General features: G+C 51.2%; 16 protein-coding genes. 3 read left to right on the top strand and 13 right to left on the bottom strand.

Annotated features, from left to right (window positions below; all coding sequences use genetic code 11):
* Nucleotides 1–61: 61 nt before the first annotated feature.
* The gene (locus tag V8F51_RS27175; protein WP_337103636.1) at nt 62–943 is read left to right on the top strand and encodes an AraC family transcriptional regulator; all 882 of its coding nucleotides are present in this window, start codon (nt 62–64) and stop codon (nt 941–943) included.
* A 600-nt stretch (nt 944–1,543) separates the two neighbouring features.
* On the opposite strand, the gene V8F51_RS27170 is transcribed toward V8F51_RS27175, so the two are convergent.
* The 11 genes from V8F51_RS27170 to zwf form a co-directional block, all read right to left on the bottom strand.
* Nucleotides 1,544–2,392, bottom strand: a complete 849-nt coding sequence (locus V8F51_RS27170) for a carbohydrate ABC transporter permease (protein WP_337103635.1) — start codon at nt 2,390–2,392, stop codon at nt 1,544–1,546.
* Nucleotides 2,389–3,306, bottom strand: a complete 918-nt coding sequence (locus tag V8F51_RS27165; protein WP_337103633.1) for a carbohydrate ABC transporter permease — start codon at nt 3,304–3,306, stop codon at nt 2,389–2,391. The genes V8F51_RS27170 and V8F51_RS27165 overlap by 4 nt, the downstream gene beginning before the upstream one ends.
* Before the next feature lie 102 nt (nt 3,307–3,408).
* Nucleotides 3,409–4,761, bottom strand: coding sequence for an ABC transporter substrate-binding protein (locus tag V8F51_RS27160; protein ID WP_337103632.1), 1,353 nt, complete (start codon nt 4,759–4,761; stop codon nt 3,409–3,411).
* 34 nt (nt 4,762–4,795) lie between these two features.
* Nucleotides 4,796–6,148: an ABC transporter substrate-binding protein gene (locus tag V8F51_RS27155; protein WP_337103631.1), complete on the bottom strand. Its 1,353-nt coding sequence runs from the start codon at nt 6,146–6,148 to the stop codon at nt 4,796–4,798.
* Between the two features lie 38 nt (nt 6,149–6,186).
* Nucleotides 6,187–7,386 carry an acyl-CoA dehydrogenase family protein gene (locus V8F51_RS27150; protein WP_337103630.1) on the bottom strand — a complete coding sequence of 400 codons (1,200 nt, stop codon included), beginning with the start codon at nt 7,384–7,386 and terminating at the stop codon, nt 6,187–6,189.
* Between the two features lie 120 nt (nt 7,387–7,506).
* The gene (locus tag V8F51_RS27145) at nt 7,507–8,343 is read right to left on the bottom strand and encodes a response regulator transcription factor (protein WP_337103629.1); all 837 of its coding nucleotides are present in this window, start codon (nt 8,341–8,343) and stop codon (nt 7,507–7,509) included.
* Nucleotides 8,344–8,351: 8 nt separating this feature from the next.
* Complete coding sequence (locus V8F51_RS27140; protein ID WP_337103628.1) at nt 8,352–10,118, bottom strand: cache domain-containing sensor histidine kinase; 1,767 nt, start codon at nt 10,116–10,118, stop codon at nt 8,352–8,354.
* 382 nt (nt 10,119–10,500) lie between these two features.
* Complete coding sequence (locus V8F51_RS27135) at nt 10,501–11,844, bottom strand: glucose-6-phosphate isomerase (RefSeq protein ID WP_337103627.1); 1,344 nt, start codon at nt 11,842–11,844, stop codon at nt 10,501–10,503.
* A gap of 42 nt (nt 11,845–11,886) precedes the next feature.
* A complete protein-coding gene (gene fsa, locus V8F51_RS27130) occupies nt 11,887–12,552 on the bottom strand; it encodes a fructose-6-phosphate aldolase (protein WP_337103626.1) in 666 nt (221 codons plus the stop codon).
* Between the two features lie 36 nt (nt 12,553–12,588).
* Nucleotides 12,589–14,583: a transketolase gene (gene tkt, locus V8F51_RS27125; protein ID WP_442956497.1), complete on the bottom strand. Its 1,995-nt coding sequence runs from the start codon at nt 14,581–14,583 to the stop codon at nt 12,589–12,591.
* A complete protein-coding gene (gene zwf, locus V8F51_RS27120) occupies nt 14,561–16,084 on the bottom strand; it encodes a glucose-6-phosphate dehydrogenase (RefSeq protein ID WP_337103625.1) in 1,524 nt (507 codons plus the stop codon). The genes tkt and zwf overlap by 23 nt, the downstream gene beginning before the upstream one ends.
* Nucleotides 16,085–16,229: 145 nt before the next feature.
* Here zwf and V8F51_RS27115 point away from each other — a divergent pair, with 145 nt between their 5' ends.
* A complete protein-coding gene (locus V8F51_RS27115) occupies nt 16,230–17,108 on the top strand; it encodes a LysR family transcriptional regulator (protein WP_337103653.1) in 879 nt (292 codons plus the stop codon).
* Between the two features lie 105 nt (nt 17,109–17,213).
* On the top strand, nt 17,214–17,543 hold the full coding sequence (locus V8F51_RS27110) for a hypothetical protein (protein ID WP_337103624.1): 330 nt from the start codon (nt 17,214–17,216) through the stop codon (nt 17,541–17,543).
* Between the two features lie 260 nt (nt 17,544–17,803).
* On the opposite strand, the gene V8F51_RS27105 is transcribed toward V8F51_RS27110, so the two are convergent.
* The gene (locus V8F51_RS27105; protein WP_337103623.1) at nt 17,804–19,582 is read right to left on the bottom strand and encodes a glycoside hydrolase family 2 protein; all 1,779 of its coding nucleotides are present in this window, start codon (nt 19,580–19,582) and stop codon (nt 17,804–17,806) included.
* 66 nt (nt 19,583–19,648) lie between these two features.
* Complete coding sequence (locus tag V8F51_RS27100) at nt 19,649–21,418, bottom strand: glycoside hydrolase family 2 protein (RefSeq protein WP_337103622.1); 1,770 nt, start codon at nt 21,416–21,418, stop codon at nt 19,649–19,651.
* Nucleotides 21,419–21,444: the final 26 nt, after the last annotated feature.

The raw sequence follows: 21,444 nt of genomic DNA, 5'->3' as shown, positions 1-21,444 counted from the left end.
CCCGCTAATGAAGACATCATATCCCTGAGATCACGCCATCTATGCAAGAGGGGGAGCGCTAATGAACCGAACGACTGAACTTTTCAAAAATGAACACTATTTGCAAAACCATTTGCATCTGTTCGTCAATCGAGCGACTGAGGACTTCCACGTTCCGTTTCACTCGCATGAATTCATTGAATATTGTTATGTGGCTCAAGGCAGGGGCTATCATCATATCGAGAACGAGACCTTCTCCGTTCATAAAGGCATGTTATACGTCATACCTGTCGGCGTCTCGCATGTGTTTCGTCCCAGCACGCCCGACTCGGCCAGCGAGCCGCTCATCGTCTACAATTGCTTATTCGATACCCGCATGATCGAGCGACTCTCGCCTATATTGCTGGATCGACCTGTTCAAGAGCATTTAGAAGCGCTCGGCAGCAACGAAAAGCTCAACACTTCCTCTTACTTCAAAGTGTTCGATCGTGACGGATCGGCTGAAAGCATCATGCAGCGGCTGTATAGAGAAATGACCGTGCCAAGCGTCGGATCGGCTACGATGCTGCTCTCGTTTGTCGGCCAATTGGTCATTACGGTGTATAGGCTGAAATACGGAGAAGCGGATAAGAGGACGGCCGATGCTACAGATTTTACGAGCGTCATTCAATATATCGAGCGGCATCTTTCGGAACCAATCACGCTGTCCGATTTGGCTCATATGTCCAGATGGAGCAACCGTCATTTGCAGCGTTTATTCGCGAAGCATTCCGGTCAGTCCTTTGGCTCTTACTTGCAAAATGCGCGCATCCATAAGAGCTGCGAGCTGCTACGCGAATCGTCGCATAAAGTAAGCGCCATCGCCGAGCTTGTCGGCTACCGCGACATCGACTCGTTCAATGCCGTCTTCAAAAAAATTGTCGGGCAATCCCCTTCGGAATATCGCAGCCTTCAACGCGGCTAGTTGGAGTTGGGCGCGCAAATCGGGCGAATGTATCCCGTTCATTCGCCAATGCCGGCGCAGGCGACCGAACATAGCATGGAGAGAGAACGAGCTGTGCGCTTAACAGGCGCAGGGCGCCTAACCTTAGGAAGGGATGCTGCTCTCTATGTTTTTTTGCTGGATTGGGAAGGTCGTCATTGTGAAGAATGAAGGCAAGATCATCTTTGGCAATTCGAAAATACTGAGCGTGAACGACACCTCCACCTCCACTACCGGCGCCGGAGAATCGACTGAGGAAGAGGAAGAGACAACTAACCAGGACGCTGTACAAATACTTGCTAGCAGGAGATCCAAAAAAAAGAGGGCAACGAGAAGGAACACATCGACTAACAAGACATCGATCCCTTACCTTGCGCCGAGGCTCCGAGTGAAACCATATGATAAAAACTTTTATCGAAGTACTTCGGGGATGCGCGACCGCGCTTAAGAGGAAGTTTTTATCGCCAATAAGAATGTGGTAAATAAACAACGCCCCGAATCCGATTCGGGGCGTTGCTTATTGTATTACGGTGCTGCTGCTCCAAGCTCCGCACTGCTCTCCTTGCATATGCTCGAACAGCTCTAACCTTTAAGTCCCGTCGTGCTGATGCCTTCGACGATATACTTCTGGAAGCCGACGAAGATGGCAAGCACCGGAATCAGCGACAAGACGGACATTGCGAACACCGCTCCCCAATCGGTTTCCATCGTGGGGTTCGACATGGATTTGATCGCTAGCGCCACCGTAGCCAGCTTCTGCGAATTCAAGTACAGGAACGGGCTGAAATAATCGTCCCACGTCCAATAAAACTTGAAAATAGCAGCAGTGACGAGTGCCGGGACGATAAGCGGAAGCATAATACGGATGAAGAAGCCGAATCTTCCGCAGCCGTCAATCCGTGCCGATTCATCCAAGTCCAGCGGGATGCCCCGCATGAATTGAATCATTAGGAAGATGAAGAAGGCGCCTCCGGCGAAAGACGGTACGATCAGCGGCAGATGCGTATCGATCCAATCAAGCTCCTTAAAGAGCAAATATTGCGGAATGATCAGCACCTCGCCCGGCAGCATCATCGTGAGCATCATGCATACGAACCATAAGGAGACGCCTGGGAAGCGTATCCTAGCAAACGCATAGGCGGCAAGAGCCGACGACGCGACCGTTCCGATGACGGACAGAATAGTGACAATCGCTGAGTTTTTGAAAAAAGTAACGAACGTAATGTCCGCAAAGCCTTTCAGCCCTTGGGCATAATTGTCTGCATGCAGCGTACGCGGTATGAGATTATGGGCTTGAACGAAAATATCGCTTGTCGGCTTGAACGAGCTTGAGACGAGCCATAACAGCGGATAGATCATCGCAAGCGCGAATAACCAAGCTCCCGCGCTAAGCGCGATCGAGCCGATCCGCCATTTGTAACGAACGGTCATGAATTCCCCTCCCGATGCTCATAGTAGACCCAGAATCGCGACGAACGGAACAAAATACCCGTCAGCACCGCGACTGTAAGCAGCATCACCCACGCCATCGCCGATCCATAGCCCATATGAAGGAAGCGGAATGAATTCTCGTACAAATAGATGACGTAGAACAGCGTCTGGTCATGCGGTCCGCCGCCTGTCAGTATCATCGCCTCCGAGAATACTTTGAAGCCGCCGATAATGCCCATAACGAGGTTGAAGAAGACGACAGGCGTCAGCAGCGGCAGGCTTATTTTCCAGAAACGCTGGACCGCGTTCGCCCCGTCTACCTCGGCAGCTTCCAGCAGGCTTGCCGGTACTTGCTTCAGCCCAGCCAAAAAAATAAGCATCGAAGCGCCGAACTGCCAAGTCGCTAGCAGTATAATTGAATACAGCGCCGTCGAAGGGTTCGTGATCCATGAGATGCCGACCTCTATGCCCGTTATCGCCTCGACGGCCGAGTTAAACGCTCCTTCAATTCCGAACAGCTGCCCCCACATAACGATGATTGCCACGCTGCCGCCCATAAGCGTAGGCAAGTAGTACATTGCGCGAAGCCAGCTCGAGCCCGCAAGCTTCTGATTCAACAGAATCGCGACGGCCAGCGCAAAGCCTAAGCGGATAGGAACGGATAGCAGCACGTACATTAACGTGACGGCAATAGACTTCGCATAACGCGGATCGTCTCCGAACAATTGCTTGAAGTTACCCAGTCCGATCCACTTCGGAGCGGACAATATATCGTAATCGGTGAATGACAAATACAGCGAAGCCAATATCGGGAATAGCGAGAACAGCAGAAACCCGACCAGCCATGGCAAAATAAACAGATAACCCGAGACCGTATCGGAACGGTTCAATCGCGATTTTACAACCGCCTTCATCTTAAGCACTTCCTCTCCGAGCGATGTCTTGGAATGAAATCGGCCCCTTCCCTTAATGGGCAAGAGGGCCGATGACCGCCAAGCAGCGCTATTGTCAGCTGGCTACTTGCTTAATATTTTGCTCGCTTCCTCACGGAATCGCGTTGCCCCGTCAGCCGGCGACAGCTTCTCGTAAAAGATTTCGGAGGCGATGTTCTTGAACGCCGCGCTTACCTCGCTTCCCGCTGCCGGAGCCGGCGGGTCGATCGGCGAGCCTTGGTTCTCCACTTTCGCCAAGAAGTCGACGATATGCTTTTGGTTTTCGCTGAACGTACCTTCCAGTCCCGCGAGCACTTTCGGATTATAAGCGAAGCCGAAGTAGCCGTTGAGCGACTTAGCCGCTTCGATATTGTTCGTGTAGAACTCGATGAAAGTCGCAGCCTCGACAGGATGTTTCGACTTCGACCATACCCCGTGGAAGAAGCTTGGTTTAATGTAAGCGCCCTTCGTCGGACCCGGGAAGAACGAGAAGCCGACTTGCTTGCCGAGCTGCTTCACGAATACGTCGCTATGGCTGTTGCTCCAGTAGCCGTAGCCGCCGAACGCCGCTTGGCCTTTCGGGAACGGTCCGTCCTCAAGCGCCTTGATTTCCGATTCAACCGCGATGCTGGACAGAAGCCCCTTCTTCTGCAGGCGAAGCTGCGTATCGAAGAAGGTCGTGAACAAGCCGTCATCCTCGTAGCCTAAGCTTTTGCCGTCAGCGGCATACAGCTTGGCGTCATTTTGACGCAGCCAAATTTCGAATTGGGATTGGCCATAATGGGAATCGCCCGCAATGTCCAACTTGTCCTTGACCGTCTGCAAGTCCTTCTCGTATTGCTCCCATGTATACTCGCCTTCCGGCAGCGTCACTCCGGCTTCCTTCAACTTATCCGGATCGTAATAGAGCACGAGGGCGTTGTTGCCGATGTTAATGCCGTACAGCTTTCCGTCAACTCGCCCAACGTCGATATGCATCGGATTGACGCCTTCCAGATCGATCGTCTTATTCGCAACCAAATCGTCCAGCGGGGCGAGCAATCCTTTGCTCACATAGTTGTTGATTTGAGAATAGTCGGTGCGAATAACGTCAGGCAGCGTATCCGATGCCGCTTGTACGAGAATCTTGTCGTTATACTCGGCGCCTGGGGCATACTCGGATTCGACGTTAATATGCGGGTACGCTTTCTCGAACAGCTCTACTACTTTATTGTGGGCATCGATCGTGAGCTGCGTGCCTGCCCAATAACTAACACGGATGGTGACGTCCTCCTGAGGCTTCTCCGTCTCGACTGCGGCGTTGCTTGCAGCTGGATCGGAAGGCTTCGGCGTGGATGCGCTATTGGCGTTGCCTCCGTTATTTTGACCGCAAGCGGTAAGAGATAAAGCTATAAATGCCGATAAGGCAATGGATATGAATTTGGATGATCGCTTCATAATACCAACACTCCTCTTAGTCTAGTGATATGGTTTAGTTGTTATACGATTCAACCGCGCCCCGCTTCAATATTACGGCAGCTTCGTTTCTGAATCGCGTCGCGCCCTCTTCAGGCGTAATTCGTCCAAACAATATTTCGTTATGGAGCGAGCTGTACAAGCTGCTCACCTCGCCCCCGACCGATGGCTGCGGCGGATCGATTGGATTTCCTTTGCGTTCCACCAAAGTTAAGTATGCAAGCACATTGCGCTGCGTCTCGGAGAGCGAACCTTTGATGCCCTCAATGACACGAGGGTGATAGGGCAGCCCGAAATAGCCGTTCAATGACTTGGCAGCCTCCATGTTGTTCGTATAGAAGTTGATGAACAGCGCAGCTTCATCGGGATGCTTCGACGTGCTCGCAATGCCGTGGTAGAAGGAAGGTTTGATGTACATGCCTCCCTCGCCAGAGCCGGGATACATCGCCAGACCAACTTGGAAGCCTAGCTGCTTCTCCATAATATCGATATGATTGCTCCAGTAAGATAAACCTCCGAACGCGCTTAACCCTCTCGGGAACGGTCCGTCATCCAATCCCCGCACGTTTTGCTCCAACGCCGTTGGCGTCGTCAGCTCTTCCTGCTGCAGCCGCAGCTGCCTTTGGAAAAAGGTCGTAAACAAACCGTCATCGTCGTAGCCAAGACCGTCCTGCTTCTCGTTGTATAAGGTCAATCCGTGCTGCCTAAGCCATATTTGAAAATGGTTGAAGGTTAAGTGGGTATCTCCATACACGCCTCCGACTTGCTTCAAAGCCCGCAAGTCCTCCTCGTATTGCTCCCATGTATAATCCGGTCCCGGTGCAGCCACTCCCGCCTTCGCAAGCAGCGCCGGGTTATAGAACATAACAAGCGCGTTATTCCCTATATTGAGGGCGTACGTCTTGCCCTTTTTCGTTGCTCCGGCATGATGCATCGGGCTTACGCCTTCCAGATCGATGGCTCCCGAATCGATATAATCATTCAGCGGAAGCAGGAGTCCTTTGTCGATATATCTGGAAATATTCGAATAATCAATACGAATCACGTCCGGCAAGCTGTTCGAAGCTGCCATGACGGCAAGGCTTCCCGAGTAAGCGTCGCCCCAGAAGTACTCCGCTTTGATGCGGATATTCGGGTAAGTCTCCTCGAACAGCCGTATGACGGCATCGTTTTTGTCCACGGTAAGCTGAGAACTCGCCCAATATGTCATGCGTAGAGTGATTGGCTCGCTCTCCTTGGACGTCTCGATAGAAGACAAGCGGCTATGGCCTGTGCCCGTTTCCGTGTCCTGATAGTCCGTGCATGCGGCGAGAGCCGCAGCCAGTATTAGCAAGATGAAGATACCTACAGCTCTCTTTATCACGACCATAAGGTTTAGTTCCTTTGCGCCTGGACTCTCGCTTCCTTCTAGCTCTTCGAAGGCGGAGTCTGCGGCAGTTCCCCGATTGCGTTATTGGCTAAATTCAGTAGTACGGCATCATCCATCGGCGGATTGTGCAAGCCCGCCCTAACGTCGCGATACATCCGCTCCAGCGGCAAGCTGCGCGACAAGCTCAGTGCGCCGACGATCCTCATCGCCTGATCGACGATTCGAATAGCCGCGTTCGTCGCCGTATACTTCGCAAGGCCAAGCTCATGCTTCATATGCACGCGATTGTCCGGCTCCTTGTCCCAGCGGTCCGCCGTATGGAACAAATAGCTTCTAGCGGTTAACAGATCAGCTTCTATCTGCCCAATCTGCCGTTTAATATGCGGGAGCTCGGCGATCGGCACCGTCAACGAATTCGGCTTGTGCTTGCGAGCGAATTCGAGCGCGAAGTCACGCGCAGCGTGGGCAATTCCGAGGTAACAAGCCGGAATGTGCAGCAGCGTCGCTTCTGTCGGAACAGGTGCGGCGGTGACCGGATCAAGCCCTCTTATCGTGTCCTCGTCCGGAACGAATACATCCCTCAGCACGACGTCATGACTCCCGGTAGCACGCATGCCAAGCGTGTTCCACGTCTCCTCAATGACAATGCCGGCACCTTGGCGAACGAAGAAGATGCCTACCTTATCGCTGTCCTCGATAGCTGCCGATACCGTAAAAAACGTAAGTACCGGGCTCAGCGTGCTGTATGTCTTTCTTCCGTTAATCCGCCAGCCTCCGGCAACACGGGTTGCAGTCGTTTCCGGCCTGCCTCCGCGGCTCGGACTTCCTGTCGCAATCTCGCTTATAAGTTCGTTAATAACAGCACCGCTAGCCACAGTCTCCCGGCATAACTCTGCGAATAGCTTCTCTGGCCAAGCCCTGGATAGGCGCAGTTGAAGAAGCAGACCGATATGCCAGCCGACGGCGAGCGCCGTCGAGCCGTCTCCTCTTGCCAGACGTTCCTGAGACAACACCATTTCGTAAGCCGACCCTTCTTCGCCGCCGAATGCATTCGGGACTGTCAGCTTCAAGTACCCGGATTGCTTCAGGTCCTCGAAGTTCTCGAACGGGAAAGATCCCTCCAGATCATGTTTGGCAGCTCTCTTGGCGAACCGCTCCGCAAGCCAGTCTGCCCTTGAGGCTATATCTTCTTCGCGCTTGTTGCGTAGGAATGGATCTGGACGATCTAGTCGGGTCATAATTGAACTGACCACCTTTCTTTCTTTTCTGATGTGTTTACTAGGGTTAAGCTAATCATAGTAACTTTTCCGGCTCCGTTATAGGTAAAAACCCGATCACTTTATTGTAAAAAACCGATTTCATTTCGTCTGTATGCTGAACTTCTTCCGGTATTCCGCAGCGGTATAACCGGTCGTCTTCTTGAATACGTTGGCAAAATATTGCGGGTCTTGCTCGAAGCCGCAGCGTTCGGCAATTTCATACATTTTCAACTCTGCCGACATCCTGAGCAGTTGCTTGGCTAAGTCGATTCTGAGGTTCGTCAAGTATTGCGTATACTTCTCCCCCGTCTCGAGCCTGAACTGCTTGCCCAAATATTCGGAGTTCATGAAGAGATAATGCTGGGCCAGCCATTGCAGCGACAGCCTGCCATCCCGCAAATGCTCGGCTGTCAGCCGCTTCATATGATCGATTAGCTTCGACTTCTTGTCAAGCTTGCCCGGAGGCGTTTCTTGCTGCTGTGTGTCATCCGTTCCTTGTGCGGATTGCTCCAGCTTGCGCAGCATGCCTTCGATCTCTTTCTCCCTCGCATGATAAACGCGCAGCTCCGCAATAACCTCTCGGAGCGCATCCATTATTTCCCGTTCATTGCTTGGCTTAAGCACATAGTGCTTGACGCCGTATTTCATCGCTTGCGCAGCCAGCTCGAATTCGCCGTATCCCGAGAGCACGATGAACTTCGTATCCGGCAGCGCGGTCTGCGTCCGCTCTATTAATTCCAAGCCATTCAGCTTTGGCATTCGAATATCCGTAATGACGATGTCCGGCTTCAGGCTTCTGATCTCTTCATAAGCCTGCAGACCATCCGGAGCGGTCCCTGTGAGCGTGAGACCAAGCTCCTCCCATGCGACCGTATCCGCCACTCCATCGCGAATATGCCTCTCGTCGTCGGCCAAGTACACCTTATAACCGTTCATGGCTCCCTTCACCTCGCATTCGTCCTCATAGTCTGCTGCTCATTCCTAACGGGCACCGAAACGCGAACAATCGTCCCCTGCTCGATCCCGTTATGTATACTTATGCCGTACTCTTCTCCGAATAACAGTTGAATTCGGTTATGGACGCTGCGAAGCCCTATGCCGCTTCCTTGCGGGCGCGCTCTTCTGGACTCCGATTCCGTATCTGCCAAGTAATCGGGATTCATGCCCGGTCCATGATCGGCAATCCATAAGTCCAGGCGCTCTCCGAATTGCTCGCCGCTTACGGATATGTCGCATACTCCCGTTTCTTCGTCGACGCCGTATTTGACGGCATTCTCGACAAGCGGCTGAAGCAGCATGCTCGGCAGGCGAAGGTCCTGCAACTTGGGCGGAATATCGATCCGATAACGCAATCTGTCCTCGAAGCGAAATTGCTGTATAGATAAATAGTTGTATAGCAGCGTAATCTCATCCTTCACCGTCACCATTTCTTCGCCGCCGATCGTGCCGCGGAGCATATCTCCAAGCGCTTTGACCATATGCGAAATGTCCTGCTGACCTTTCCTTCTCGCGAGCCAGTTGATTGAATCAAGTGTATTGTAAAGAAAATGAGGATTAAGCTTAGCTTTCAACGCTTCGTACTGCGATTCCTTCAGATGAATTTGCTTAATGTAGTTTTCTTTGATTAACAGATCCAAGCGATCCGTCATTTTCGCAAAATTAATCGTGAGCAGCCCGATCTCGTCCACGTTCTTCATCGTCTCGGAGCGTCTAGTCGCGAAATCTCCTCTCTCGACTTGCGTCATTCTTCGCGTTAATTCCTCTAGCGGTCGCGTAATGCCGCGGGAGAACGAGAGTCCGAACACTATTAATGCGAGCAAAATGCATCCATATAGAATAAGCAGTATTTTTTTCATATATACAGCTTGAGCGAACACCGACTCGTACGGGACCAAATGAATGAACGTCCAGCCTGTATAGCTCATTGTGAAATAAGCGGCCAAATAGTTCCGATCTCCGGCACGCAGCTTACCGTATCGATTCGCCATTCCTTCCGCTGAGTAATCTCTCTTCGGCAAGCCGGTGGCCGCGATGCGCTCCTCGTCCGGAAATATCGGCTCCTCCCCGTCCTGAATAATAAGCGAGGTGTCATAACTTGTGCTTTTCCGATCCGAGCGGTTGACGATTTCATCGGCATTCGCTCTAATCACAAGCGTGCCCAACTGCTGCAAATCCATATGCTTCGTCGCACGGATCTGCCTCAGCGACAGTATCTTCGCTTGCTCTCCGCCACCTCCGGTCCACACGCTCGCTCCCGCTCTGTCCGCAGCTATGCTTATCATCTCATCCGTATGGGCAGGCACCGGCGTATTTGCAAGCGACCCGGCTAAGTATTCATTCCCATTGGCGTCCACAATGGCAATCGATGAAATGGAATACTCATGGAACGGATAGGAAAGCAATTTCTGCTTCAGCCGACTAACAGCAAGGAACGTATCGTATGTACCTGAATCTGCATCGTTTTTTAATCGGAATAAGCCTTCCTGTATGTCGGGATCGCTCGCGATCGTTACCGTCAGCTTGTCAATCTCGCGCAGCTTCTCCTCAATGCGCTCCGAATAGAGATAAAGCTTGTCGCTCGCCTCTTGGTAGACAAGCTGCTCATAGAGCGACTGCGTTCTTTGGACGTACAGCAGCCCGAGCAAGCTGCTCGTAACCGCCCCGATAATGACGAAAGCAATCAATTTATGCCATAGCTTGAACCTTTTCACGTTCCCACCCGCTAATTCATACTAATCCGATATACTTTAAAATAATTGTATCAATGCTCTCTGCGAGGTGTCAATAAAAGGTTATGTTTAAACAGATAACGAGCCAATGCGTGTCGCTCGTTCCCCGTTGCACATTCTGCAACCGAACTTGCCAATGTCGGCTCAAACATAACGTCTCGTTGCAGAAACTGCAACAGATTGGCTCAAAAACCAGCCTCCAAAGCGCTTAGTAAGCTAATCAGTTGCAAAACTGCAACGAGCCTGAGCCAAATGTTGCCCTTCCCTCCCATCTGTTGCAGAACCTGCAACGAGAGCAATCTTATAGAGTGAAAAAGCCCCCGACTCCACAAAAAGTGGTATCGGAGGCTTTCTTTTAAAATAACTATCCGTTTGCGTTCAAACGCTTAAGCAGCTCAGCTTTCTGAGCTTCGAAGCCTGGCTTGCCCAGCAAAGCGAACATATTTACTTTGTACGCTTCTACACCCGGCTGGTCGAATGGATTAACGCCGAGCAGCAAGCCGCTGATGCCGCATGCTTTCTCGAAGAAATAGACCATTTCGCCGAACGTATATTCATTAAGCTCGTCTAGTTCAACGATCAGGTTCGGCACTCCGCCGTCAACATGAGCGAGGCGTGTTCCTTCAGCCGCTTTCTGGTTCACTTCATGCATCGTCATGCCGGCAATGAAGTTCAAGCCGTCCAGATTGCCCGCATCTTCCTCAATCGTCAGCTCAATGCGCGGCTTAGCGACAGCCAGAACCGTCTCAATCAGATCGCGGCGGCCTTCTTGGACATACTGCCCCATCGAATGCAGATCAGTCGAGAAGTCTACGGAGGCTGGATATAGCCCCTTCTGGTCTTTGCCTTCGCTTTCGCCGAATAGTTGCTTCCACCATTCGGAAACATAGTGCAAGGACGGTTCGAAGTTAGCCAGCAGCTCGATCGTTTTGCCTTTGCGGTAGAGCGCGTTGCGAACAGCCGCATATTGATAGCTCTCGTTGGAAGCGAGATCCGGATTGCTGTATTTTTTCGCAGCCGCAGCCGCTCCAGCCATCATCTGATCGATATCGAGTCCAGCAACAGCAATCGGTAGCAGACCTACAGCCGTTAGTACGGAATAACGTCCGCCAACATCGTCAGGGATTACGAATGTTTCGTAGCCTTCTTCGTCAGCCAGCGTCTTAAGCGCGCCTTTCGATGCATCGGTTGTCGCAAAAATCCGTTTTTGCGCTTCGTCTTTGCCGTATTTCTTCTCCATATAATCACGAAGAATGCGGAAAGCAACGGCAGGCTCAGTCGTCGTACCGGACTTGGAGATGACGTTCAAGGAAATATCTTTGCCCTCTAGCAGCTCAAGCAGATGCGTAATATACGTCGAGCTAATATTTTGACCGGCAAAATACACCTGCGTATTCCCGCTCATCTGATTGTGGAACGTATGGGACAACGCTTCGATCGCCGCTCTTGCGCCTAAGTACGAACCGCCGATACCGATGACGACCAGCGCCTCGGAGTTGCTGCGAATACGCTTCGCAGCTTCCTTGATTCTTGCAAACTCTTCTTTGTCGTATTGATGCGGAAGATCGACCCAGCCTACATAGTCCGAACCCGGACCTTGTTTCTCGTGAAGCATGCGGTGGGCGGTGCCGACGAACTCGCTGAAGTAATCAACCTCATGCTGCCCGATAAAAGATAATGCATTGGAATAATCGAATGAAATCGTCATTTGTAACGTCTCCTATCCGCATCTCTATAAATGCTTTTTCTATTATTGAACCGCTTTTTTCCAGTCGGAAGCGAATTTCTCCAAGCCTTGATCTGTTAATGGGTGCTTCGTCAATTGCTCGATTACGCTGAACGGAATCGTTGCAATGTGTGCGCCTGCCAATGCTACGCGAGTAACATGGTCAGGGTGGCGAACCGATGCTGCGATAATTTGCGCATCCAGGTTGTGTACGCGGAACAATTCAGCGATCTTCGCAACAAGCAGTACGCCGTCTTCGGAGATATCATCCAAGCGGCCAAGGAAAGGCGAGACGTAAGTAGCGCCTGCACGAGCAGCCAGAAGCGCTTGGTTTACCGTGAAGATAAGCGTTACGTTAGTTTTCACGCCTTTTTTCGTAAGGTAACGGCAAGCCTCAAGACCTGCAAGCGTCATTGGAAGCTTGATCGTGATGTTCTTGTCGTTGTTGTTGATCTTGATCAGTTCATTCGCTTGAGCGATCATTTCTTCAGCCGTAATCGCATCAGGCGTTACTTCGGCGGATACGGATTCTACTTCAGGTACTTCCTTCAAAATCTCTTCGATACGGTCTTCGAACTTCACGCCTTCCTTCGCAACGAGGGATGGGTTAGTCGTAACGCCGGAAAGAACGCCGATCTTGTATGCTTTCTTAATATCAGTCAGGTTAGCTGTATCGATAAAAAATTTCATAGTAACGACCTCCGATTATAGTTGGATTAGTTTGTATTACTTAAGCAATTCTTTCGTCAAGCGAACCACATTGTCTGTGGAGAACCCGAAATATTCCATAACTTGCGGCCCTGGGCCGGATGCTCCGAACGTGTCGATCGACAACACTTTGCCGCTATGTCCCGCGTAACGTTCCCAGCCAAGGGAGATGCCCGCTTCAAGCGTCAGACGTTTCGTTACCGAATCAGGAAGCACGCTTTGCTTGTACGATTCCGACTGGCGGTCGAACAGCTCTCTGCTCGGCATCGCTACAACGCGAACCGATACATTATCTTTCTCGAGCTCAGCCTTCGCGCTAACTGCCAGCGATACCTCGGAACCTGTAGCGATCAAGATGACATCCGGCTGCGCATTCGTTTCTTCTAGTACGTAAGCGCCTTGGGAAACGGCTTGCACGTTGCCTTTCGTTTGCTCGAAGATCGGCAGGTTCTGTCTGCTCAGCACGAGGGCAACAGGACCATCGTTTTGTTGCAAAGCATAAGCCCATGCGTTTGCTGTTTCGTTCGCATCCGAAGGACGGATAACCGTAAGACCTGGAATCGTGCGAAGCGCAGCCAAGTGCTCAACAGGCTCATGCGTAGGACCGTCTTCGCCGACAGCGATGGAGTCATGCGTGAACACATAGATGACAGGCAGCTTCTGCAGCGCGGCCAGACGAATCGACGGGCGCAGGTAGTCGCTGAATACGAAGAACGTGCTGACGAAAGGCTTCACGCCGCCGTGCAGCGCCATACCGTTGCCGGCTGCGCCCATCGCATGCTCACGAACGCCGAAGTATACATTGCGACCCGCATACGATTTCACTGCGAATATTTCTTCGCCCTTCATATCGGTCATCGTGGAGTGCGATAGATCGGCGCTGCCGCCGAAGATCGAAGGAACAGTCTTCACATAATGATTGATCGCTTCGCCGCTTGCTACGCGAGTCGAAATCGATTTCGAAGAATCGAAAGTAAGAAGGTTAGCTGCGTCGATCGTTACGGTGCCCGCAATAACTCCCGCTAGCTCCTTGCCTTGCTCAGGGTATTGCGCCGAATAGGATACAAGAAGCTTGTTCCAAGCTGCTTCCTTCGCTTCGCCGCCTGATTTAAGCTGTGCATAATGAGCTTTCACTTCTTCAGGAACGGTGAACTCTTCTTCGTATTTCCAGCCGTACACTTCTTTCGTAGCTTTCGCTTCTTCCTTGCCAAGCGGATTGCCATGTACTTTATTCGTTCCCGCAGCCTTGCTGCCGTATCCAATAATCGTACGAACTTCGATAAGCGTAGGCTGCGATTCGTTCGTTTTCGCTGCTGCTAGTGCCGCTGCGATTGCCGCAATGTCGTTGCCGTCTTCGACGCGCAGGTACTGCCAGTTCGCCGATTCCGCTCTCTTCTGGATATTTTCGCCGAACGACAGATTCAATTCGCCATCGAGCGAAATATCATTCGAATCATACAACACAACGAGCTTGCCCAGCTTCATATGGCCAGCCATGGACATCGCTTCGTAAGAAATACCTTCCATCAAGCAGCCGTCTCCGACTAACGCGTATGTGTAATGATCGACAACAGGGAAGCCGTCTTGGTTGAACTTCGCTGCAAGATGAGCTTCAGCCATTGCCATGCCGACAGCGTTCGCGATACCTTGGCCGAGCGGACCGGTTGTTGCGTCTACACCGTCCGTGTGGCCGAATTCCGGATGACCAGGCGTCTTGCTGTTCAGCTTGCGGAATTGCTTCAGATCGTCAATCGATACTTGGTAGCCGGACAAGTGCAGCAGGCTGTATAGAAGCGCCGAACCGTGTCCTGCGGAGAGGACGAAGCGATCGCGGTTGAACCATTTTGCATGGCCTGGATTATGGTTAAGGAACTGCGACCAGAGCGTGTACGCCATAGGCGCTGCTCCCATCGGCAATCCTGGGTGACCCGAGTTCGCCGCATTGATCGCATCAATGGAAAGCGTACGGATCGTATCGATCGAAAGTTGTTCAATGGTTTGTGTGATAGGCATATTGTTTTCCTTCCTCTGCTTCATTATTTTGTTCCAGCTTGGAATCGAACCACCAGTGGAAGCCATCCTGCGCAAGAAGCGCATCGGCCTCGGCTGGTCCGTAAGTGCCCGATGCATACTTATGAAGAGGAACGAGATTCTCCTCGAACGCTTCCAGCACCGGCTGAACCCATGCCCACGACAGCTCTACTTCGTCCCAATGCGCGAAGAAAGTAGCGTCGCCGTGCAAGGCGTCTTGAATCAAGCTTTCGTAAGCTTCAGGGAAATCGTGATCGCCTGGATTAAGGTCGATCTGAATCGGTTTGAATTCCCCTTTGTTCTCGGTATCTTTCGTATTTATTTGAAGCATAATCTTCTCATTAGGACTCATCTCAATAACGAGAAGATTAGGCGCTGCTTGCTCATTCGCAGATGTAGACTGCTTCAGCGGCTCGCTGAACTCGATGACGATCCGGGTCGACTTCTCCTTCATTCGCTTGCCTGTACGGATATAGAATGGAACGCCGCGCCAGAACGAGTTATCGATCTGCATTTTGGCAGCAATGAATGTATCGTTCATGGACTCAGGCGCGATGCCCGGTTCGGATCTGTAATCGACGACTGACTTGCCGTTAATGATTCCCTCGGCGTACTGGCCGCGGATAAGGCTTGTGCTGACATCTTGCTTCTGCAGCGGCTCAAGCGCCTCCATTACCTGCTTCTTCTTGAAGCGGACGCGGTCAGCCGCACTCTTGCTCGGCACTTGGATCGCTGTCATCATAAGCATTTGCAGCATATGATTCTGGAACATGTCCCGAAGAGCCCCGACATGATCGTAATAACCGGCACGTTCTTCAACGCCTACTGTTTCGTTAGCCGTAATCTGCACGTTCGCAATGTAACGATTGTTCCAGATTGCTTGGATAACGGGATTCGTCTGCTGCAGCGCTTCAAGACGCTGTACCATCGGTTTGCCGAGGTAATGGTCAATACGGTAAACCTCTTCTTCCGCGAACGATTGGCTAAGCTTCTCGTTAAGATCGCGTGCGGATTGCAGATCGTGGCCGAACGGCTTCTCGATAACAAGACGTTTCCAGCCTTGTGCGGAACCAAGTCCGCTGCCTTGAATTTGAGCTGCGATTTTCTCGAAATATTCCGGTCCTACGGAGAGGTAGAATAGACGATTCGGTGTAGCGCGAAGCTCTTGCTCACGTTGCTCGATTAGCAGCAGCAGCTTCTGGTAATCTTCCTTGCGATCTATATCGAGGACGCTGTAGCGGAAGGCTTGCAGGAACTCGTTCAGTAATACCGGGTCAGTGTCTTTGCGTCTGGAGAAGTCGCGAATCGATTGCTCGACGTTCGACCGGAACGTCGCATCGGTCCATTCTCTTCTTCCAAGACCGAATAATGAAAAGGATTGCGGCAGCTTCTTATCAATAAACAAATTGTATAAGGCAGGGTATATTTTTCTTTTCGCTAAATCCCCTGTCGCTCCGAATAGAACGAATGTAGTTGGCTCCATGTTCCTTTCTCCTTCCAAATGTGCTATTGCGGCTTATGTAATCGCTAATCCGCATGCACTGGTTTCTTTTCTGTAATTCCACTATAATACGTTTAACAGCTATACAAGTAATTAATATATTTCACAGGAGCTATAGATGACGTCTATGACCAACAATTATGAGTTATACAAAGTTTTCTATTGGGCAGCCAAAACAGGCAGCTTGACGCAAGCCGCCAAGGCTCTCTACTTGACCCAGCCTAGTGTCAGTCATGCGATCAAACAGCTGGAGGAAAGTTTTGGCCTCACGTTGTTCTACCGCACATCAAAGGGAGTTGCGCTGACACAAGAAGGAACAACTCTATACTCCTATATCGAGCAATCTCAAGTGCTCATCTCGCTGGCCGAGGAAAAGATGGCAGCCCTGAAAAATCTTGATAGCGGCGAGCTGCGCATCGGCGGCAGCGATTCGTTGTTCAAGCATTATTTGCTGCCTTATCTGGAAGAATTCCATCTCAAGCATCCCAGCGTCAGACTTCATTTGAATCATGGCACGACGCCGGAGGTCATTACGTTCTTAAAGGAAGGGCGCATCGATCTTGGGGTCGTTCGCATGCCGATTGTCGATCCGCAGCTAGAGGTTAGGGAAAGTATTCAACTGCAGGATTGTTTCGTTGCGGGGTCCCGCTATTCCGAGCTGAAGGGCGTCGTCATGACGATGGATCTGCTGCTTCAATATCCGGTCATCCTATTCTCTCGCAACAGCCGGGCACGGATGGCCATATCGGAGATTTTCCAAAACTACGGCTACAATCTGAAACCGGAAATAGAGGTCGGAAGCGTGGACCTTCTGATCGAGTTCGCCAAGCGAGGACTCGGCATCTCTTACGTGACGAGGGAGTTCGTGAAGAAGGAGCTGGAGGAAGGATCGCTCTTCGAGATCGGGCTGGATGTAGAGCTTCCGCCCGCCCATGTCGGCCTCTTGACGATCCGCAACATGCCGCTGTCCAGCAGCTCTCGCAAGTTTATTGAGTATGTTCGGTAAAGGCAGAGCAATTTGTTGATTTGCGTCGTATTTGCTGAAACTACTAGGATAGAACCGAAGTATATAGTAAACTGATAAGGAAAATATTAGTAGGAGGGATTGAGGTTGAGTACATCCAGGATTTTAAAATGGATTACCGGATCGTTAGAGGCCATTCTTGGCATTCCGATACTTGGAGCCGTTATCATCATAAGTTTTATGTGGTTACCTCTCGTAGTAATGCTAATTCTGCATATTATCACATTGGCTATATCCATAAAAAATAATGAAGCTTATCACGGATCCATATTAGGAATTGTAGCATCCGTTATCGGGTGGATCCCTTTTGTAGGGCTGATTCTGCACATCTTAAGCGCCGTATTTTTGATGATTACCGCTGCTTCAACAAGAAATAGAAATCAGGCACCTATCCCTCCTCATCCTTATGAATTTTAATAACCAGCGTTTGAATGGATTTCATACAATCAAAACGCCGATTTCGAGACTTTATCCGAGTTTGATTGGATTTTGTGCAGGCAAATGGGCACTTTAGGCAACCGGAGGCTTAAATCGCAGGTTTTGGCTGTATGTATTCCACTCAAACCTCCCCTTGCCAGTGAACAGGGGCAATTAGACTGTATGAAATACAGGCAAACGTAACATCCGTAAAAAAGAAACGGCCTTCGTCCCATGGAATATAGGACGAAGGCTGTTTATTATGCCAAATTAATCGCTCTAATCCGGTCGATCGGCACCTTAGGCTGACGATCTTCCGTCAGCAGACCGTTCACCTCTTGCTGCACGTCGGTGACCTGCGTATAACAAAAACCGCTGATGTAATCGATATCCTTGATCGCTTGCGTAATGCTCCTGAACCGTTCGAAGAACGCTTCCTCGCCTTCGACTTGATTGCCGTAGCCCCAACCTTCTTCGCTCTTGAATGCAATGCCGCCGTACTCCGTTACGATGATTGGCTGTCCGCGATACTCGTAACCTTGCGCCATCGCATACCTCGAGTTCATATGCGAGATTTCGTTGCTCGTTATCGCATCCTTGTTTCCTGCATATCGTTTGGCGAAAGCGGCGCCCGATTCCTCATAATCATGCAAGGTGATAATATCGGAAATCGTATGCTCCCATCCGTCATTGCAAATAACCGGCCGATACGGATCGATTGACTTGGTCAAATAATAGATCGCTTCCGTGAACTGCTGCTGCTTGCGGTCGACGAACACGTTACCGATCCCCCATGATTCATTGAACGGAACCCACGTAATGATGCAAGGATGGTTATATTGCTGTTGCACAATTTCCAGCCATTCTTTAGTGAACCGATCTACCGCCTGGTCATTGAATTCATAAGTGGCAGCCATCTCCGACCATACCAATAGACCTTTCACATCACACCAGTATAGGAAACGCGGATCCTCGATCTTCTGATGCTTGCGCACGCCGTTGTAGCCCATCGCCAATATTTTGTCGATATCCTCGATGATTGCCTCTTCGGAAGGCGGCGTCAGATGACTGTCCGTCCAATAACCTTGGTCCAAGATCAACCGTTGGTAGATCGGCGTGTTGTTCAGCAGTACTTTACCCTTCTGAATAGATACTTTCCGGAGCCCGAAGTACGAATGCACCTGGTCGACAATAGTATCCGAATGAGTCAACACGAATTCCACCTCATAGAGCTTCGGATGCTCCGGACGCCATGAATCTACCTTCCACTCCCGCGTTTCGCTGATCAATTCCACGCTTGCCGTCAACTGCGAACGATCCACCGTCACGCTTGTTTCCTTCACGAGCCGGCCGTCCATCCTAATCGTCGTCGTCAACCGGAGATGGGCCGATGCAATGCCTTCGCGAAGCCGATAATCGAACCTGACGGAATTCGTATCGAGATCCGGGGTGATTTTGACCGATTCCAAATGCTGCTCGGCCACGTACTCTACCCATACGGTCTGCCAGATGCCCGTCGTCTGCACATACCAGCAGCCAAAGTTCTCGTCCCGCCAGCGCTGCTTGCCTCTCGGCTGCGTGCAGTCGTTGCTGTCTTCCGCCTTGACGACAATTTGGTTGTTCGTTCCGGCTCCGGCATCGTCTAGCAAGTAAGGCGTTATATCGAAGGAAAAGGCTGCATAACCACCCTCATGCCTGCCGACAAATTGACCGTTGACCCACACTTTCGCCACATAATCGACAGCTTGGAAATGAAGTATAACTCGTTTCTGACGCTGCTCAGCCGGAACATTGAGCTCGCGCTGATACCATACATACGGATGGAACTCCGCTTCTTCAATACCGCTCGCCTTCGTCTCGTACACGAACGGAACTTGAATTTTCATATTGCCGCCAAAGTCGCCCGGCTTGAACCATTGCTCCCGCTCGCCGACGTTGTTGTCATCGAAACGGAAATCCCATTCCCCGTTCAAATTGTCCCAATCCTCGCGCACGAATTGCGGTCTCGGATATTCTTTTCTATAATGCTTCAAGCTCATCTGTCTCCACCTATCCTTTGCTGACTAATTTCTCGAATTTGTGTTCTACTGTGTTTGTCCTGCGTCTTAGAGATCTGTCCCTTGGATAATTTGCCGGATCGTCTCGATCGGCAGCTTGGGCTGCCGATCATACGTCAAGAGACCATTAATCTCCTGCTCGACATCGGTCAATTGGGTATAGCAGAAGCCTTGGAGTACAGGAGACTGGTGCGCAGCCCCAACCACATCCTGCAGCCTCTTGGAAAAATCCTCCTCATCCTGGGCGCCGGAGTAGCCCCAGCCGTCCCAGCCGCTCTTCTTGAAGGAAATGCCGCCGAACTCGGTCAATAGCAGCGGCTGTCCCTCGTACTCGTAGCCGGGCACAAGTATCCAGCGATTGCCGGGACGAGCCTTCAACGCTTTGCCAGTATCCGAATAACGATCAGCCAGCACTTCCTTACGCCATTCATAGTCATGAATGGTAACGAGATCAGTCTTCACAAGCTCCCAGCCGTCATTGGATATGACCGGTCGAGTCGGATCCAGCGATTTCGTCATATGGTACATCGCGAGAGCGTGCTGCTGCTGCTGGTTGTCGATCAATATATTCGTTACGCCCCAGCTTTCGTTGATTGGCACCCACGCCACGATGCACGTATGGTTATAGTCCCGTTCCACGGCTTGCAGCCACTCTCTCGTAACGCGTCCGACGTAATCTTCCGAGAAATGATAGGCATTAGCCATCTCGCCCCACACCAGCAGTCCAAGCCGGTCCGCCCAATAGAGATACCGCGGATCCTCGATCTTCTGATGCTTGCGTGCGCCGTTGAAGCCCATAGCTTTCGTAAGCTCAACATCGCGGCGCAAGTCCTCATCGCTTGGAGCAGTAAGCAGTCCTGTCGGAAAATAACCTTGATCAAGCACCAGCTTCATCGTATAAGGACGGTTGTTCAGCAGCACAACGCCGTCTTCGATTGATATTTTGCGCATGCCGAAATACGACGCTACTCTGTCGGCCTCCTTGCCGTCGACAACAAGCGTGAGCGTTAAGTCGTACAGATTCGGTCGATCCGGCGTCCACCAGCGTCCAAGTCCATGATCGTTGAAATCGTGAAGAGCTAACGTACGCGATTCAGACGATCGCGTTACGGCGAATTCGTCCTGTGCGACCGGCTGGCCTTCGAATGTAATGGTTGCTCGAAGAGTTAAGTTCGCCCCTTCCTTGAATCCGCCGATGAACGCTTGCAAACTCAGCTCATTGCGATCAATGTTCGGCGTCAGGCGGATGCGGCTAATATGCTGCGTCGACACCGGTTCCAGCCATACGCTCTGCCAAATGCCCGTCGTCCGCGTATAGAAGATGCCGGACGACTTTTCTTCCCAGAACTGCTTGCCTCTCGGCAAGGTCACATCCTTGCTGTAATCGACTGCTTTAACGACAAGCGTATTTTCTCCATCGATCAAGGCGTCTGTAATGTCGGCATGAAATGGTGTATGTCCGCCTTCATGTTTCGCAACCAGCTTCCCGTTTACCCAAACGCTGGCTTCATAATCGACTGCACCGAAGTGTAGCAGTAATCGCTGCCCTACATACGCTTCAGGAACGGCAAAGGTACGGCTGTACCACACGATATCGTGGAACGAAGTATCGGCTAAGCCGCTTAATTCGCTTTGATGGCAGAACGGAACTTGTATCGCCTTGGAGAAGCCGTAGCCGCCCTCCTGCCACCTTTGGCGTTCTCCTGCATTCTCGTCGTCATAGTCAAAAGCCCAGGTTCCATTTAATGACATCCATTGCTCGCGGATGAACTGCGGACGCGGATACTCGTTTCTTAGCTGTTGCGGTTGCTCACTCATCTCTGTCTCCTACTCCTTTTCGATTA

The organism is Paenibacillus sp. YIM B09110 (genome assembly GCF_037167145.1).
GTDB lineage: Bacteria > Bacillota > Bacilli > Paenibacillales > Paenibacillaceae > Pristimantibacillus.
This window is presented reverse-complemented; position numbering and strand designations above follow the sequence as displayed.

What these genes read in the sequence shown, in the direction of transcription:
- V8F51_RS27135 (WP_337103627.1), bottom strand. Translation starts at nt 11,844, where the DNA reads ATGACGATTTCATTCGATTATTCCAATGCATTATCTTTTATCGGGCAG.
- V8F51_RS27115 (WP_337103653.1), top strand. Translation starts at nt 16,230, where the DNA reads ATGACCAACAATTATGAGTTATACAAAGTTTTCTATTGGGCAGCCAAA.
- V8F51_RS27105 (WP_337103623.1), bottom strand. Translation starts at nt 19,582, where the DNA reads ATGAGCTTGAAGCATTATAGAAAAGAATATCCGAGACCGCAATTCGTG.
- tkt (WP_442956497.1), bottom strand. Translation starts at nt 14,583, where the DNA reads ATGCCTATCACACAAACCATTGAACAACTTTCGATCGATACGATCCGT.
- V8F51_RS27155 (WP_337103631.1), bottom strand. Translation starts at nt 6,148, where the DNA reads ATGGTCGTGATAAAGAGAGCTGTAGGTATCTTCATCTTGCTAATACTG.
- V8F51_RS27175 (WP_337103636.1), top strand. Translation starts at nt 62, where the DNA reads ATGAACCGAACGACTGAACTTTTCAAAAATGAACACTATTTGCAAAAC.
- V8F51_RS27100 (WP_337103622.1), bottom strand. Translation starts at nt 21,418, where the DNA reads ATGAGTGAGCAACCGCAACAGCTAAGAAACGAGTATCCGCGTCCGCAG.
- fsa (WP_337103626.1), bottom strand. Translation starts at nt 12,552, where the DNA reads ATGAAATTTTTTATCGATACAGCTAACCTGACTGATATTAAGAAAGCA.
- V8F51_RS27160 (WP_337103632.1), bottom strand. Translation starts at nt 4,761, where the DNA reads ATGAAGCGATCATCCAAATTCATATCCATTGCCTTATCGGCATTTATA.
- V8F51_RS27150 (WP_337103630.1), bottom strand. Translation starts at nt 7,386, where the DNA reads ATGACCCGACTAGATCGTCCAGATCCATTCCTACGCAACAAGCGCGAA.
- zwf (WP_337103625.1), bottom strand. Translation starts at nt 16,084, where the DNA reads ATGGAGCCAACTACATTCGTTCTATTCGGAGCGACAGGGGATTTAGCG.
- V8F51_RS27165 (WP_337103633.1), bottom strand. Translation starts at nt 3,306, where the DNA reads ATGAAGGCGGTTGTAAAATCGCGATTGAACCGTTCCGATACGGTCTCG.
- V8F51_RS27170 (WP_337103635.1), bottom strand. Translation starts at nt 2,392, where the DNA reads ATGACCGTTCGTTACAAATGGCGGATCGGCTCGATCGCGCTTAGCGCG.
- V8F51_RS27145 (WP_337103629.1), bottom strand. Translation starts at nt 8,343, where the DNA reads ATGAACGGTTATAAGGTGTACTTGGCCGACGACGAGAGGCATATTCGC.